The organism is Agrilactobacillus fermenti, assembly GCF_021030645.1.
GTDB lineage: Bacteria > Bacillota > Bacilli > Lactobacillales > Lactobacillaceae > Agrilactobacillus > Agrilactobacillus fermenti.
Map to the genome: position 1 here is coordinate 1 of NZ_JACGCJ010000013.1, position 16,510 is coordinate 16,510.

Annotated in this window: 10 protein-coding genes; 2 read left to right on the top strand and 8 right to left on the bottom strand. The window is 41.3% G+C overall.

Features of this window, described 5'->3' with window-relative positions:
- Positions 1-200 precede the first annotated feature (200 nt).
- From FHQ08_RS05985 to FHQ08_RS06010, 6 genes are all read right to left on the bottom strand, one after another.
- Positions 201-1,025 (bottom strand): DUF975 family protein, encoded by an 825-nt coding sequence (locus FHQ08_RS05985; protein WP_230913491.1) that lies wholly within the window; start codon positions 1,023-1,025, stop codon positions 201-203.
- 46 nt (positions 1,026-1,071) lie between these two features.
- Positions 1,072-2,499, bottom strand: a complete 1,428-nt coding sequence (nhaC, locus tag FHQ08_RS05990) for a Na+/H+ antiporter NhaC (protein ID WP_230913492.1) — start codon at positions 2,497-2,499, stop codon at positions 1,072-1,074.
- 366 nt (positions 2,500-2,865) lie between these two features.
- Positions 2,866-4,308 (bottom strand): 6-phospho-beta-glucosidase, encoded by a 1,443-nt coding sequence (locus tag FHQ08_RS05995; protein ID WP_230913493.1) that lies wholly within the window; start codon positions 4,306-4,308, stop codon positions 2,866-2,868.
- 14 nt (positions 4,309-4,322) lie between these two features.
- Complete coding sequence (locus FHQ08_RS06000; RefSeq protein ID WP_230913494.1) at positions 4,323-6,338, bottom strand: beta-glucoside-specific PTS transporter subunit IIABC; 2,016 nt, start codon at positions 6,336-6,338, stop codon at positions 4,323-4,325.
- A 143-nt stretch (positions 6,339-6,481) separates the two neighbouring features.
- Entirely contained in the window at positions 6,482-7,324 is an 843-nt protein-coding gene (locus FHQ08_RS06005) for a PRD domain-containing protein (protein WP_230913495.1), read from the bottom strand.
- A 387-nt stretch (positions 7,325-7,711) separates the two neighbouring features.
- The gene (locus tag FHQ08_RS06010) at positions 7,712-9,388 is read right to left on the bottom strand and encodes a glycerol-3-phosphate dehydrogenase/oxidase (RefSeq protein ID WP_230913496.1); all 1,677 of its coding nucleotides are present in this window, start codon (positions 9,386-9,388) and stop codon (positions 7,712-7,714) included.
- Positions 9,389-9,650: 262 nt separating this feature from the next.
- Between FHQ08_RS06010 and FHQ08_RS06015 the strand changes: the two genes are divergently transcribed.
- Positions 9,651-10,214, top strand: a complete 564-nt coding sequence (locus FHQ08_RS06015; RefSeq protein ID WP_230913497.1) for an ECF transporter S component — start codon at positions 9,651-9,653, stop codon at positions 10,212-10,214.
- Positions 10,215-10,399: 185 nt separating this feature from the next.
- On the opposite strand, the gene FHQ08_RS06020 is transcribed toward FHQ08_RS06015, so the two are convergent.
- Together FHQ08_RS06020 and FHQ08_RS06025 are read right to left on the bottom strand one after the other, a co-directional pair.
- A complete protein-coding gene (locus FHQ08_RS06020; RefSeq protein WP_230913498.1) occupies positions 10,400-11,875 on the bottom strand; it encodes a hypothetical protein in 1,476 nt (491 codons plus the stop codon).
- A 163-nt stretch (positions 11,876-12,038) separates the two neighbouring features.
- Positions 12,039-15,098 carry a hypothetical protein gene (locus tag FHQ08_RS06025; RefSeq protein ID WP_230913499.1) on the bottom strand — a complete coding sequence of 1,020 codons (3,060 nt, stop codon included), beginning with the start codon at positions 15,096-15,098 and terminating at the stop codon, positions 12,039-12,041.
- Positions 15,099-15,446: 348 nt separating this feature from the next.
- Between FHQ08_RS06025 and FHQ08_RS06030 the strand changes: the two genes are divergently transcribed.
- Complete coding sequence (locus tag FHQ08_RS06030; protein WP_230913500.1) at positions 15,447-16,478, top strand: DUF5067 domain-containing protein; 1,032 nt, start codon at positions 15,447-15,449, stop codon at positions 16,476-16,478.
- Positions 16,479-16,510: the final 32 nt, after the last annotated feature.

Sequence of the window (16,510 nt, forward strand, 5' to 3'; positions counted from 1 at the left end):
TAACAACAAACGTCGCCAAGAAACACTTAACGGCATGACCCCCAACGAATATGGGTGCCATGCCGTTAAGAAAAGTGCATAAGCATTTTAATTATTTAAGTTGTCTACTTGACACGGAGTAGTTCCACAAAATTAATCTTTTGCTTTCAAGCTCTTTTTTATTCTAATTATTTAGGTTTATCTGTGCTCCAAAAAGACAATTAATCCGCAGTTGAAGTAGATGGATCAGCCGTTGGTGTCTCTGATGTACTTGTTTCATCTTCTTTTTCGGCAGTCAACTTTACGTAAAAATTAGCTAATGTTAACCGAAAATACGGCCATAACCATATCAACAATAAGCCACAAGTCAAACCAGCTAAAATAAACCAACCCATAAAACTCAAATGTAAGACAAACAAGTCCCCTTTGTGACCTTGCATCAAATGGCGACTGCGCGTGATCGCCTCTAAATAAGTCACATCTTCTCCGCGGTCAATCCCATCTCGATAAATAAAATAGGCCTGGGAATAACTATAAAACTTAATAACGGCCGGGAAAAATAATAATAGTGACCATAAAATCAGAAACAAATTACGCAGGATATAAATCAATAAGGTGCCGATGAAATACTGGCCATTCATTAAAATCCGAAAACTCTGCTTTAAAGGTTGGTCTGGAAACTGATTGCGGCGGATGATGTCAATCAAAACAAACATGATCCCCACCAACATAAATAAGGTTGCTAACATCAATAAAGAACTTACCCCTGAAGTGAAATGGTCCCAAGGGCTATTCGCCATCTGTGACCCATATAGGTGTCGGTAATTATAGCCATACATACCATGAGCATAAAAGTTATCACTCCCGCGCCACATCATCCGATCTGGCCGCAGCCACGTACTTAAATGATGTACAAAGTGGTTTTGCGTCACCCAGCTCACCAAACTTAACAGAAACAATGGACTAAATAATACCAAAAAATACGGGAAATTATGGTTTAATCTTGTTTTGGCCTCGGCCTTTAGCGCACCACGTGTTACCATCATCATCAACTCACTCTCTTACAAACCATTATAGTATGAAATTGATGATTTAGCGATTTTCAAGTGTTAAGGGCTGGGCAGCATTCGTTGCTTTTGCCTGTGTCCCTAAACGCTTCAGACCAATCCCCGTCATGGCAGAAAGTAAAGAGAACACGGGTGATAATAAACTAAAGAAACAAAATGGTAGGAAATGTAGCACGGGAACACCTAAAGTATTGGCCGCAAATGCGCCAGCAACCCCCCAAGGCACTAAGTAGTTGATCACGGTGCCGCCGTCTTCCAAAACACGACTCAAAGCTAAGGAATCTAAACCTTGCTTTTTGAAAGTCTCTTTGAAAGCATTGCCTGGTAGAATCACCGAAAGGTATTGTTCCCCTACAAAGATGTTGACGCCGATGCCAGCTAGTAAAGTGCTTAAAACTAGAGCCGTATGTCCATGCAGATGGCGTGCCAGCGGCGTGATCACACTTTGAATAATGCCAAATTCCATTAACAAGCCGCCTAGGGCTAAAGTCAAGATGATCAACGAAACAGTGCCCATCATGGCCGTAATGCCACCCCGAGATAATAACGCGTCCACACTAGCATTGCCGGTCTTAGCCACAAAGCCACTTTCTAATAAAGTTGCCAGCCGCTTGATAGAAAAATTCGGTTGATGTCCGAAAATCATCACAATGGTGACCCCAATATTTAGGAACAATGTGGCAATTGCCGGAATCTTCATCACGGCACAAATTACCATTAAAATAATTGGCACGATTGCCCACCAACTGATCCAAAAATGATTTTGTAACGTCGCAATCGTCGCATTGATCTTCATAGCGGGCATAGTTTTAGTGGTATGTCCCATAATGCCGTAGATCATCAAAGACACCAGAAAAGCTGGAATCGTGCTCCACATCAAGTTGCGAATGTGTTTGAACAGATCAGAGCCTGCGACTGCCGAGGCCAAATTGGTAGAATCTGATAAAGGTGAGGTTTTATCACCAAAGATTGCCCCAGAAATAATGGCACCAGCTACTAATGCTGGATTAATGCCTAAAGTCGTCCCCATGCCAAATAATGCAATACCCACGGTAGAAATAATCGTAAAGGCACTCCCAATTGAAGAGCCGATGACGGCACAGACTAAGAAAACAGATGGCACGAACCACTGGTCGGAGATTAAGTGAAAGCCCACTACCATCATGGAAGGAATGATACCAGCTGCAATCCAACTGGCAATTAACGCCCCAATTAGAATAAAAATCACAATGGGAATGATGCCGGTTTTAATGCCGTTGATCACCCCATTATGGACCTGATCCCAGCTGTAACGCCGAAATTTAGCCCATAAGATCAAGAGGGCGATCACTAACATCACTGGTGTTTGTGGGGATACCCCAAATTTAATGACTGCTGTCCCCAAAATACCGATCATTACGATCAATATGATCAATGCCTCGCTGAAATGAACTTGTCGCGTTTTGTTTGCCATTAGAAAGCCTCCTATTTGTTTACGAACCATTAAATTTTAAATGTGAAACAAAAAAATCGCCCCTACAACAATCTCAAAAGATTGCCATAGGGACGATCAGGACAAACCGTGGTACCACCCAGCTTGAAATAACGTCGACTAAGCTCACGAATCTAAGTCAGTTATTTCCACTCACTAGATGTTAACGGTTCTAATGGTCTCCGTTTGCCGCAGCAAATCGATTCACCGTATTTGGCTAATATTATCCTGATCGGTTCGCAGCAACCACCGACTTTCTGACACCCAGATAACACGCTACTTCAATGTGAAATTAACGATCGATTATTTAATTAATAACTAAGAGATTACACGTTCGTTTATTATTCGTCAAGCTTTAATTGGTTCAGTCACGCCATTATTGGCAATCACATCTTTATACCAATAGAAGGAATCTTTACGATAGCGGGCATTAGTCCCCTGACCATTATTATCGCGGTCCACATAGATGTAGCCGTAACGCTTGGCCGTCTCACCTGTACTAGCTGAGACGAGGTCAATACAGCCCCAAGATGTATACCCCCAGCAAACGACGCCGTCAGCAATAGCTTGACCCATTTGATCAATGTTTTCTTTCAAATAGGCAATCCGGTAAGCATCATGAACCTTATGATCTGCCGTTAATTCATCTTTTTCACCAAGCCCATTTTCAACGACAAATAGTGGTTTTTGATAGCGATCCCAAACGTTATTCATGGTGATACGCAAGCCGACACCATCGGTTTGCCAGCCCCAACTAGAAGTTGGCAGATAGGGATTCTTCAGACTATTAAAGACATTGGCTTCGCCCTTTTCAGCAGCGACTTCAGGATCTGCACTGACCAATCGTGAAGCATAATAACTAAAGGAAACAAAGTCAACGGTTTCTTTTAAAGCAGCCAAATCAGCATCGGTCATTTCAATATGCAGGTCATTGGCTTTAAAGAAAGCTTTAGCATAGTTAGGATAATAGCCCCGAGCCTGCACATCAATGAAGAAATAGCCTTCCCGATTAGCTTGAAGTGCAGCCAGAACATCGGCCGGTGCTGGTGTATTTGGATAAACTTCACCTGCCGCCAGCATACAGCCCATTTTAATATCAGAATCAATTTCGTGGGCCATTTTAACTGCTTTGGCTGAGGCAACTAATTGATGGTGTGCCGCTTGATATTTGGTTTGTAATGCCTCTTTTGCGGACAGATCACTGACGTCCATACCACCGCCTAAAAACGGAATGTGCAAAATCATGTTGATTTCATTAAATGTCAGCCAATACTTCACGAGCTTATGATAGCGGTGCAAAATCACATCACAATAGCGCAAATATAAATCGATCAAACGGCGATCGGCCCAACCATTATATTTTTCCATTAAAGCCAGCGGTGTGTCAAAATGATTGATCGTTACCAATGGCTCCATCCCTAAATCACGGCACTTTTGAAATAACTTGTCATAAAAAGCTAAGCCGGCTTCATTGGGCTGAGCATCATCGCCATTAGGGAAAATTCGCGGCCAGCTGATCGAGGTCCGGAAAACTTTAAAGCCCATCTCGGCCATCATTTCTAAGTCTTGTTCATAAGTGTGATAAAAATCGATCGACTCATGGCTGGGATAGAAATCATAAGTTTTTTGAGCTGCTGCTTTCGGATGCATCAGGGCATCCCACCGCCCTTGTTTGGCATCAGGTAAAATATCCACCAAAGATAAACCTTTGCTATCTACTTGATAAGCACCTTCACATTGATTAGCAGCTACAGCGCCGCCCCATAAAAAGTCTTTTGGAAAATTTGTCATTGAACTTTCACTCCTTAATCTAATGTCAAAATATCGGTTTTAGCAGTGACTGCTTGATTCACAACCACTGGTTTGACGTCATGATATTGATTGCTATTGGTAATAATGATCGGTGTGGTCGTTTCTAAACCAGCCGCTTTGATGGTAGCCATATCAAATTCCAATAATAATTGACCAGCTTCAACGCGATCGCCTTGTTTCACTTTTGGTGTAAAGCCTTTGCCATCTAACGAAACGGTATCCATCCCAATATGCAATAATATTTCAGCCCCTTGATCACTATTGATGCCAATCGCATGACCAGTTGGGAACAATAGACTGACTGTACCGGCAACGGGGGCATAAAGCTTGCCTTCTGTTGGTTCAATGGCAACGCCTTTACCCATGGCACCAGAAGAAAATACCGGATCTTTAACGTCTTCTAATTTCATGACCCGACCCGATAGTGGGCTTAATAATACTTCGGGTGTATTAAACTCGATTTCTGGTTTTGTGACGGTAGCTGGTGCTTTGGTGCCATTGATCATTTGCACATTAGCACCTTCTAATTCTGGTTCAGCTGCAGCTAAGGCCGTGTCTTGTTTGGCAGCTACTTTTGCTTCGGTCTTAGCATCTTTGGCAACAAATAATGTCGCCGCAAAACTGATGGCGAAAGCAATCAAAGCACTGATAATTGCCCCATAAAATGGCATACCGATGGTTTGTCCAGGTTTGAAGAACGTCAAAGTTGCAAAGACGCCTAAGCCCCCCATATTGTAAGCAACCGTGCCGAAGAGGCCAATTAAAGCACCGCCGATACCAGCACCGATCAAACTAACGACGAATGGTTTCTTTCTTGGCAAGGTGATCCCGTAAATAGCCGGTTCTGTGACACCAAAGATACCCGAGATAAAGGCAGAGATGCCTAAACCTTTGGTCTTTTTATCTTTGGTACGTAAAACAACTGCCAATACAGCCCCAATTTGTGCCCAAGAAGCCGCAAAGGTCAATGCCAAAATCGGGTCAAAACCATTTTGGGCGATATTATTGATAGCTACTGGAATCAAGCCCCAATGGAGTCCGAACATGACCATAACCTGCCAGAGCGATCCTAAAACGATCCCTGCTACGATTGGACTTAATTTAACCAAGCTGCTGATGCCAAAGCCTAACCCTTGTGCCACCCAAGTTGTGACCGGGCCAATGACTAGAAACATAATTGGAACCGCTATCACTAAAGTGAATAATGGGACTAAGAATGCCTTAACCACGGTCGGAATAATTTTTTGCAGCCGTTTCTCGATCAATGAAGCAAACCACACCCCGACAATAATCGGAATGACCGATGAAGTATAGCTCATCATGATCATCGGAATGCCTAAGAAAGTGTCATGCACCGGTGAAGCAAATGGTGTCCCTGCAAATAAGGTAAATAGTGGTTTGATCTTACCCATATTGGTTGGTGCCATGGCGACAATTGATGGATAAACCATGATGGCCCCCATCGTCAAGCCAAGAAATTCACTAACTTTGAACTTCTTAGCGGCACTGTAACCCAACATAACTGGTAAGAAGTAAAAGAAACTATCAGAAATCGCATAAAGTACTTGGTAAGTCCCAGATTTTTCAGCTAACCAACCGAACTGGAGAAATAAGGCTAGGAACCCTTTCAGCATCCCAGTAGCAGCCAAATAACCTAATAAGGGCGAGAAAATACCAGAAATCAGATCAATGAAGCGATTTAAAATCGTTTGCTTTTCACCATTGTTACGGTCATCTGCCGCTTTAGCGTCGTTTTGGTTGATATGACTGTTCTGTAAAACGGCATCATACACATCAGCAACTTCATTGCCGATCACCACTTGGTATTGCCCACCACTTTGGACGACGCTGACAACGCCATCAAGATGCTCTAATTGTTCTTTTTGTGCTTTGCTTTCATCCTTTAGGCGGAACCGCAGACGCGTGACGCAGTGAATCAAACTATTCACATTGTCTTCACCACCGACACCTTTGACAATTTCCTTGGCTAATTCATCGTAGCTTTTCATCTGTAAAACCTCCTTGAATTTTATTCAAAATAAAAGCCCAACTAAGCTTTCAAAAAGAAATGACCAAAAAATGTCATTACTTCTTCAAAGCTTAGTTGAGCTAATGCCTGGTTGACCCAGTAACACGCGACCTAAGCGCTAATTTATTGCTGTTGCTTATCTTGTATCAAACGCATCAAATGTAAGGCGAGATAAACTTTCTCCGAATCACTGATCTGCCATTGCGTCTCTGACTGTAAATAATGGACCATACTCTCAGCCACTTCGAAAGCACGTTGATACTTTGTCCTTGTTAATGTCACAAAAGCCTCGTCTAACGGATGAACATGCTCTTGGGTGCCTTTCATATGACGAATCAAAAACAATCTTAAGTGGGTCACAAAACGACTATAATTAAATGATTTTGGATCTAATTGGACTTTATATCGAAACTGCACGATATTGATTAGCTTTTGAATCAGTTTCGTCAAATAAATCGTATCTTGCAGTGAACTGGCATCTTCTGTATTCACAAAATGATATGTCAGAAACACGGCTTCACTTTTAGGCAGCCTGACTTGAAAAGCATGCTCAATTCGAGGTAAAAGTTCCTGAGCCAGCTTGAATTCTTTTGGGTAAAGCTGAGCTACTTCCCACCGAGTTGACGTATCATCAAAGTCAATTTTTTCCTTTGCCCGCTGCAAAGCAAAGGCTAAGTGATCCGCTAAGCTAGCATAGTCATTTCCAGTGACTTCTTGGTGCAGCTGCTTACTGATAAATGTCAAAATTTCATTAGTCAGCTTAACGACCTTGGGATCAATGGTACGCATGACTTCAAAGTCTTCCTGATCCACTGCGCGATAACAATTTTGAATTGCCTGCTGATTAACAACATCACCTTTCTTCAAGCCAAAGCCAATGCCTTTTCCAATGACGATCCATTTTGCGTGTTGATCATCTTCAACTAGAGCAGCGTTATTATTAAAACTCTGAACAATTCGAAACACTCAAACCACTCCCAGCAAATAAAAAACCTACTATATCCCTTTAATTTAAGTATAGCTTATGCAGCTCTTACTTTCATGAGATATAAGTAGGTTATGCCTGATCGAATCAGTAACACGCTTAACTTATGAGATAAGTATAGCAAATTTGAAACCGCTGTCAACAATTAACTTGTTATTTTTTGTTTCATTTGGGTTAACTGATTTCAAATTAAAAATGACTAAAAAAATAAGCGTCCCATTGTCACGCCTATTTTAATAGAAAAAGTTTCAATTTTAACGCTTTTCAACGCCAAAAATTGTCAAAATGCATCTTTTTACACTTTTATTCAAATTGTTAATTATATAAACAAACCAGACGAACACTATAATTTAAATATACTTTGTCAATTAAATTGTAGTCTTCTCTTTAAACTGTTGCCGAATGGCAATCTGATCGTCAACTTCCTGGGCCATCTTTGCTTTAGTTGCCTCGTCCCAGCCAAAATACCGTGCCATTTCAGCAACCACGGCGTCTTTTACAGCCAGCATATGTTGAAAATCAAAGAGCATTTGACTGCTGCGCCGTAACAAATAATCGATTGGATGCATAACCAGCTCTTCATCTAAGCCGTAATGCAACTGGGCATAATCCACTGGGGCTAGGTCTGTTTCAGCTGCTTGGGCCTTATCCAAATAACGATACACGGCATCCACGTTATCTCCATAACGATGCACTAGCTTTTCAGCTTGTGCCTTAGACAGACCTTTTGCTTCACCACGTTCAACCGCACCATAAATGAATACCTTGAAGCCATCGCTTCCCTTAGGATCACCGCCGGATAATGGTAAATGCTCGGTCTTAGTACCAGTATAGGTATACCCTGGATACGTCGCTACGATGTCTTTTAACACCCGGTTGACAATTTTCTCTGCCATCTTACGATAACCAGTTAATTTGCCGCCAGCAATAGAATACAAACCAGAATCAGAATGGAAAATTTCATCTTTACGTGAAATCTCAGAAGGATCTTTCCCTTCCTCTTGGATCAATGGCCGGACACCAGACCAAGCTGACTCAATATCGTCTGGTGTCAGTGGGTCAATATCAAACATGCCATTCACTGCATCAACGATATAACGCACATCTTCAGCTGTGACATTGGGTTCTTTTGGATCAGCCTCATAAGTAGTATCCGTGGTGCCAAAGTAAGTCTTCCCTTCCCGAGGAATGACAAACATCATGCGTTTGTCTCCGAACGGCGTATCAAAGTAGACTGCGTTGGTAACCGGAAACTTATCATGGTCAACGACTAAATGGACACCCTTGGTTAAATGTAGATGTTTACCAGTATCAGAGCCATCCATCTTTCGAATCTCATCCACCCACGGTCCAGCTGAATTGATCACCCGTTTGGCGTGAATGGTGCCTGTCTCACCCGTGATTTGATCCACAAATTCAGCACCGTTCACTTGTCCATTAGCGTCATAAGTCAAACCCGTAACTCGAACATAATTAGCTAAATAGACGCCTTCTTCATGGCCTTTCTTGATCGTTTCCATGACCAAACGGGCATCATCGGTGCGATATTCAACATAGACCCCTGTTCCCTTGAGACCAGCAGCCTTCAAATAAGGTTCGCGAGCAAGAGAAGCCTCTTTATTCAACATAAATTTGCGTTCACTCTTGCGTACATGAGCCAAACGATCATAGACATCCAAGCCGATTGCGGTGGTAAAGCTGCCAAAAGTCCCACCGGCATAAAAAGGTAACATCATTTTTAAGGGCGTCGTCACATGTGGTGCATTCTCATAGACAATTGCCCGTTCCGTACCCACTTCAGCGACTTCATGAATCGCGAATTGTTTTAGATAACGTAAGCCGCCATGCACCAGCTTGGTTGACCGGCTGGAAGTTCCGGAGGCAAAGTCACGCATCTCTACAAGTCCTGTCTTTAAGCCACGTGTCTGGGCATCTAAAGCAATGCCAGCTCCGGTAATGCCACCGCCAATTACTAATAGATCTAAGTCTTCAGTTTGCATCTTATTCAAATCAGTTAACCGTGTTTCGTAATTTAATTCTGTCATAAGAAGACCCCCAATAAATTTTTGTTAACGCTTTCTTGTTACATATTAACAAAAAATAACATAGACGACAACTTAAAAGTCTTGAGAAACTCAATCTAATAAAGCATTAATCGTGTATAAAATCACAATAAACATCATAATCGCCGTTATGTTATCTATCTGACTTAGAATCAATAAGTGATAACGGTTTCAAAAGCACCTTGCCATTGTAATTTGTCTCTCATCATTCTATAATGTATTAAATCATTGAGAAGGTGAAATTATGTCCCATCAAGGTACCCAGTTAAAATTGATCGTTCAAACCGCTTTATTTGCGGCCTTTAGTTACATTATGGCTTTATTTCAATTTCGCATCCCCGCGCCAGTCGGGCACCCCTTTGTGGATCTCGGCTTTACTTTTGTTGCGCTAGGCGGATTATTATTAGGCTGGAAATATGGCACGTTAGCTGGTGTCATTGGTTTGGGTCTCTTTGACATCACCCAAGGCTATGCCAACCACGCTTATCTGACCGTCTTGGAAGTTGTCGTTTTGGTCGCGGTCGTTAGTCTTTTGGCACGGGCTTTACGCCACGTTGCCATGGTCCCAGCTATCATTACTATCGGCATTACCGCTGGACTGACGAAAGCCGTCACTGGCTACTTCCGCTATGTGGTGGAAAGTCTGGTTGATTTTGGCCTCAGTCTTTCACGGGCATTACAACAAGCTTTTGTTAGTTTCCCGGCCGATGTGATCACCGGTATCTTAATGATGATTGCTCTGCCAATCATCTATATTGCCTTACACCCATTATTAAAACGCAGTGGTCTTAGCAGTACGATTAAATAGTCATTCATACCGCAGTTAAAGAGGGCGTTGGTACAAAACAAGTGTTTTGTACCAACGCCCTCTATCTGTTTGTGAAGAATTTTAGTTCAAACGTGTTTCAAAAGGCAACACTCTTTTGTCGCGCTCTTGTTCATTTTGAAATAGTCATCACCAATTCATGTTGCTTGATACTTTAATCTAAGCCGCTAGAATATCCAGCCAAGTACAGAATGGATAGCACCGCTGACAGCATTCACAATACCATTAGCTGCTTTAATTGTTGCATCAGTTAAAGTACCAATGATGTTCTGCTTGGAAACAGAAGGTACTGTCCCACTTGGGGTATCTGTCTTTTCGTTACCCGTGCTGACAACTTTTTGTGTCGTTGTCGTTGGTGTTGTGATCCCGGCAGCAGCAGAAGCACCAGAACCATTAGCGACACTGGCATTAGCTGTGGCACCAGCAGATAAGGCGGTATCTACACCGGCAACTGCAGCAGAAGCATGTGCATCAACACTTAATGGTGTAACAACGACTTTCTTATCTGGTGTAATACCAGCAACGACCCAAACACCTAAAGGACCAACATAAACTTGAGCCCCAACCTTCCATTGCATCAAACCAAATGGTCCAGAGAAGGAAATCTCACCATGGGCTGTGGCACCTAAAATACCAACACCAGCGCCAGCTGAAACAATCGTGTAGTGGTTAGCATCTAACGCAACTTTAGCACCAGCTTCAGCATACACACCAGGTACATTCGTCTTATCAGATTTTGCAACAACATCTTTTTTGAAGTAAACATTGACATCGTTAGTTTCAGCCAACTTATCAATATTAAGTTTACCATCAGTTATTTGTTGAATGGCGCCGCCATTTACCGTGTAATGATCTGGTGTATAGTTCCAACTATCATTTGTAAAACTATTTACATCATCATAACTAAAAGCATTACCAATTTTAGTTGTGTCATCAGAAATAGTTTTTGTCATTGGTTTATCGTTAACAACAATCGGATTCCCTTTTTCATCCAAATAATTGATATTTACAGTTGCCTGCTTTGGCATATTTACATAAACATCAACTTCGGCAGTGCCTCCAGCTTCAGAATGGTTCACAACGCCTAAAGTAGTCTTGTCACTAGTAGTATCCAACTCTAAACCATCAACTGGGGTTTTAACTTCAACCTTGTTAACGTCAATAGCTTTTTCAGGCAGTTTGTACGTTAGCTTACCACTTTCATTGTATTTATAAGCATCTGAAGGCTGTAACTTACCTATTTGGTCACCAGTAGCTGCATCAATATATTTGATATTAATGGTAGAAGTTGCTGTGATCTGTTTGTAATACCCCTTAATTAACTGACTCTTAAGTGGAAAACCGTCTGGATTCACCGAATCAATCTTATAGCCTACCAATTCTGGTAGCTTTTGTAAATCAATCTTTTGTCTTGGTGTACCAGTAATATTAGTAGGTAACCCGCTTGTAACATCGGCAGGTAATGCTTGGCGACTGACACTATCAAAAGCAGCATAGTCATACTGAATTTGTTTTGCGGCAGCCATAGCAGTTGAGGATTGAACTGCACCTAATTGGCTCGGACTGCCAATACTAATCGCACCACCAACACCAAGACCTAGAGCTAATACAGCCAATAAGCTATATTTTTTAAAACTTTTCATTTTTGTTCCTCCCAGTATAATTAAAATTTATTGGAATTAGTAATAACTATTCCTATATAATTAAATTTAATCCACTTCAATAAAAAAAGCAATTGATAACCTCTGATTTTGTTAAAATAATAATAATAAATATTAATCACTAACAATGATATTTAAATTATTATTAATTAGTAGATGTTGTCATAGTCCACTCAAGTTCCCCCGTATAGGTACCTTGACCCACACCGTCATTTTTATCTGTTACTGTTAGCACCGGACCGGCAGTATAAACACCATTAGTTTTCCAAGTATCCGATATTACTGCTGAGGTATCAGAACTGGTCTTGTAAATCAAAACGGAATTATCCGTAATACTCTCAGCAGTGGTACCACTCTTAGCTGGTTGGAAGGCCAAACCGTCCGGAATACTTTGGTGCGTCTGCATATTGGTTAGTGGCTTTGTAGCCTTTAAGTAAATACTTAAGTTCTTATTCGGTGTGGTGTTTTCAAACGATAACTGTCCTTGATTATCACCTTTTGTACCTTTAGGGTCATCCAGAGTTTCAGCATAGTATTGCCCTGGCATACCGATTTTATGCTGACCAAAATTAACATTCGGTACTGTTAATTTCAAATAACCTTGATCTATATAGTGATAATTAATTGTAATTGGCTTATTAGCCGTTACACCATCAGTCTGTGTTGGAGTTAACGACCCGGAGGCATTACTTGGCGTCCCCGTCTTTTTATAATTATGGTCATCTACTGTTAACGTGTCTGGTGCATTACCAGCCGTTGCGTAAGTCCAATCAGTGGTCGCCGGGTCAAATAAATTCTTAGTACCATCAATATAATTATATGAATCACCTGCAAAAGCATAATACTGCTGCACTTTTGTGTCCGGAATTAATTTATCACTTGTATCAGTTGCCTGAACCGTTGCTTGAAGGTTGAAATAAATTGGCTTATTTACTGTAATGGTTCTTATCCGTGAAACGTAACCTGTATCATCCACCGCATAGAGGTAGAGCGTATGCCCGCCCTCTTGTGGTGTCTGTAGCTTTTGAAGATCAGAGGTATCCGTAATTTTACCAGTATACGGGGTATAGTCACTTGACACACCAGTTGCTGATAATAATTTCTTAGAGCCATCAGAATCATCCCCTGTAATATGTTTCGAGTCCAATGGCGTATCAATCGTATAGCGCACGGATACATTAGTACTATCTAAATCTTGCAAACTTACTGGCACCTCATTACGGGTGTTATCCATGCGCAAATAACTCTTATCTGCCTCTAATCCGGGAGCTAATGCTGTACCCAAATCTGCATTAAAGCCCATCACAACATTTTTCCCTGGTTTAAAGTCCCCCACATAATTCGGCGACCATTTCATCAAAATTGAGGTGTCATAGGCATTATTTTTTGTCTTGCTGCCAAAAGCAATTGTGTTTGCCTTATCAGGATCGGTGTTTGCCATACCGACATCATCTGCTTTATTAAAAATTGACCATACCTGTGATCCAGTGTCTGGATGTTTTTTGTAAAATATCCCAGTGCCATCTTCAGATACCATAAAAGCATTTGGCTGCACAGCTGCCCCATTCTGCATACTTCCGCCCGTGGGATATGTCGTAAAAGTAGTGCCCATCCACCCATCAGGCGCGAAATCACTATTAAAATTAAAAGCCACTTGATACTTATAATCACTATTTGTTAAATCTGAAGGGCGAATCACCAAACCCTCAATTTTACCATTTCGTGGTCCTGACGTACCTATGCCAGAATAACGAATGGGAACACCATCATCGGGGGAACCATCGTCATTATTGGGATGTCCTAAAGCTGTATCGTACTCACGGGTAAAATACAAGTTCGAAAGATCCTTTGTATTCGTTTGATTACCATAAATTGTTTTTGGATTTGTTACAACCTCACTCATCGCCATCTGCTGCTGATCATCCGTAGGTTTAATTGTATTCTCAACATGTAAGATAATAGGCTCATCAGTAGGCATATTATAACTGCTCAATTTATTAGGGTCTGTGATGTAGCCATCGTAACTCAAATAAATCGTATCATTATCATCAGTATCCGGCCACATGTGAATATGCTTGACATCATCAAACCCCGCGGTTAGATACCCACCACCAACACTTCCACTTGATTGTAACGAACTGATATCTGCTTCCCCATTTTTATTACCAATCAATAAACCCGAAGTAGTCTGATACTCGTCGTAATCATCTAGTGGTGGTTCACCACTATCCCCAAAGGTAGAGACAATTCTTGTTTTGCCACCGATAACAATATTGACATTAGGGATATCCATATTATAAGCGAATTCTGGCATTTTATGAGTTTCAGTAGTATTAGGCGTTGGATCACCATTTATATCAGTACTATTAGGTGTATAGATATAACCATAAGCATATTGCAAAGCAATTTGATTTTTCTTTTGAGTTTCTATATTAGCATGAACGCGATTAATATCTGGCCGCCACAAATTAAAGGTGATTTTTAACGATTGACCATTTTTGGTAACATTATAAATCACTTTTTTACCATTATAATCTAATACAGACATTTTCTTGACTGATAGGGTCACAGCTTTGCCACTAGCATCATAGTCTAAAGTCACGTCATTACTCGATAACTCACTTGCCGAATCTAATTTGAAATCGCTACTAGTCAGTGTTGCTGGATCAATCCCACCAGGATTAAGCTCAGCAGTAGCTATCCCACTAGTTGCTGTGGACGCAAAAGTAGCCGCCGCTGTCCCTGTGTCAGTTCCTTCTGGTACCTCATCAATGTAACTTTGTGCTGGTGTCGTCGCTGCCGCAGCCATAGTCGTGAAGTTCGTGAAACCACTAGTAGTCAGTGATTGGTTGGCGTTTTGTGTCGGAATCGTATTGGCTAGTGCTGGACTTAGGGCTGTTTGTGAAACCACATTAGGATTGATTTCGGGATGCAGTGTCTTTAAGAACCATACTTGTTTGGCGCTTGGTAAATTAACGAATTGTTGGGCGGAATATGGCGTCCCCACGATAGCCTGATACACCCATGCCGGATAAGCACTAGTCGCTGCTTTTTTTGTGTTATTCTTAACTGTTGTTGTCGTTGGCTGATCACTAGCCGCAAACGCGCGTACATTTGACTGTGCAAAAGGCATCACAAAAATACCCAAAAAAGCTAATAATAATACCAACGGTGCATGGTTATCATTACGCCGTGTTGAATCCATGATAATGGTCTCCCCCTAGAATGAAAAACTAAAAACCCACTTTTTAGAAATACGTTTTGGTTTGTTCCAATTTTTGTTTGTGATTTAAATCTAAAATTATTTATTTTTAAAAGACTATCAAACTAATTTACAGCTCTTTTAAATATTATTCAATTCTATTATATCGAAGCTAGCTAAAACAACGGCACCAATTTCGGATAATAATTATATATTTATTTGAATATTAGTAAGATGTATAAATTAAATTCCCAATTTGTGACTATTTTATATTGCTCAGGGCGAATACCCATACAGATCAATGGAATCATGATATACTTTAAGTCAGTAAATACTTATTGGGGTCTTAATATGAAGCGACAGCAACGATCAAATAATCGGTCACGACAAACCAAAGCAAAAAAAACAGCGCCAATAGCAGCAACCAGTCGGGGTGATCGCCGCCAAATCAAACCAAAGCGACCTAAAAAGCGTTTTTTCAAGCACGTCTGGGTTTGGTGTTTGCTTGGCCTGCTTCTTTTTGGCGTGCTTTTTTCACTGATGACCACATTAAAGACCAGCAGCCAGGAAACTACGGCAACAAATACCCCGCAAACCACTTTACAATTAGATCGAACCCAATTTTTAACAAACAAACATGGTGTTGCTACCGTGACTGGTAAAGGTGCAGCCGCTGCAACCATTTATGTAGATAATCAAAAACAAACAACTGTCAATAAACATGGTAAATTTCATTTCAAATATAAGTTAGACACGCCACAGACGCAAACGATCCAAGTGACTGCCCGGAGTTTTGTCGGCACGACGCAAAGTAAACAAGCGGCTGTTGTGCCAAGCCGCGCCTATCTTGAATATTTCAATAAATCGGCAAGCCGGTCCAGTAATCGGGTGGATTCCAGTTCAAGTAATAGCGCTACAATGCCTAATACTGGCAGTGACTCGGCTGCACAATCGAGCAATAGTGCGCCCGCACCAGATGATCAGCAGGCTGCAAGTCAAGATAAATCCGCCGATAACGGACACAGTCCCTTGGCAGCGACCAAAACAATCAATTTTGAATTTGATAGTACGACAATCACTACTGTAGAAACACAGGTCGATAATGGGCAAGTCAAAGTCATTCTTAATTGGGTCAATAAGGCCAATCAACAAGCACCAACATTTAACAGCCTCATTTCAAGCGTAGCTGTATCGCAAAATGGACAAAGCCTAGACAATGTTCAAAACGATGATACGAATACGAATCAACTACCACAATTTCAAAATACAGTTGGAGCCACGATTCCCATCACCCTTTTGTTTAAATTGACAAATAGTAATGATCCACTTACGATCACGATCACGCCTAAAGACGTTCCCGCTCAAACTGTTCAAATACCTTAACTTATAGCAGTTGCCAGCAGACGTGCAAAACA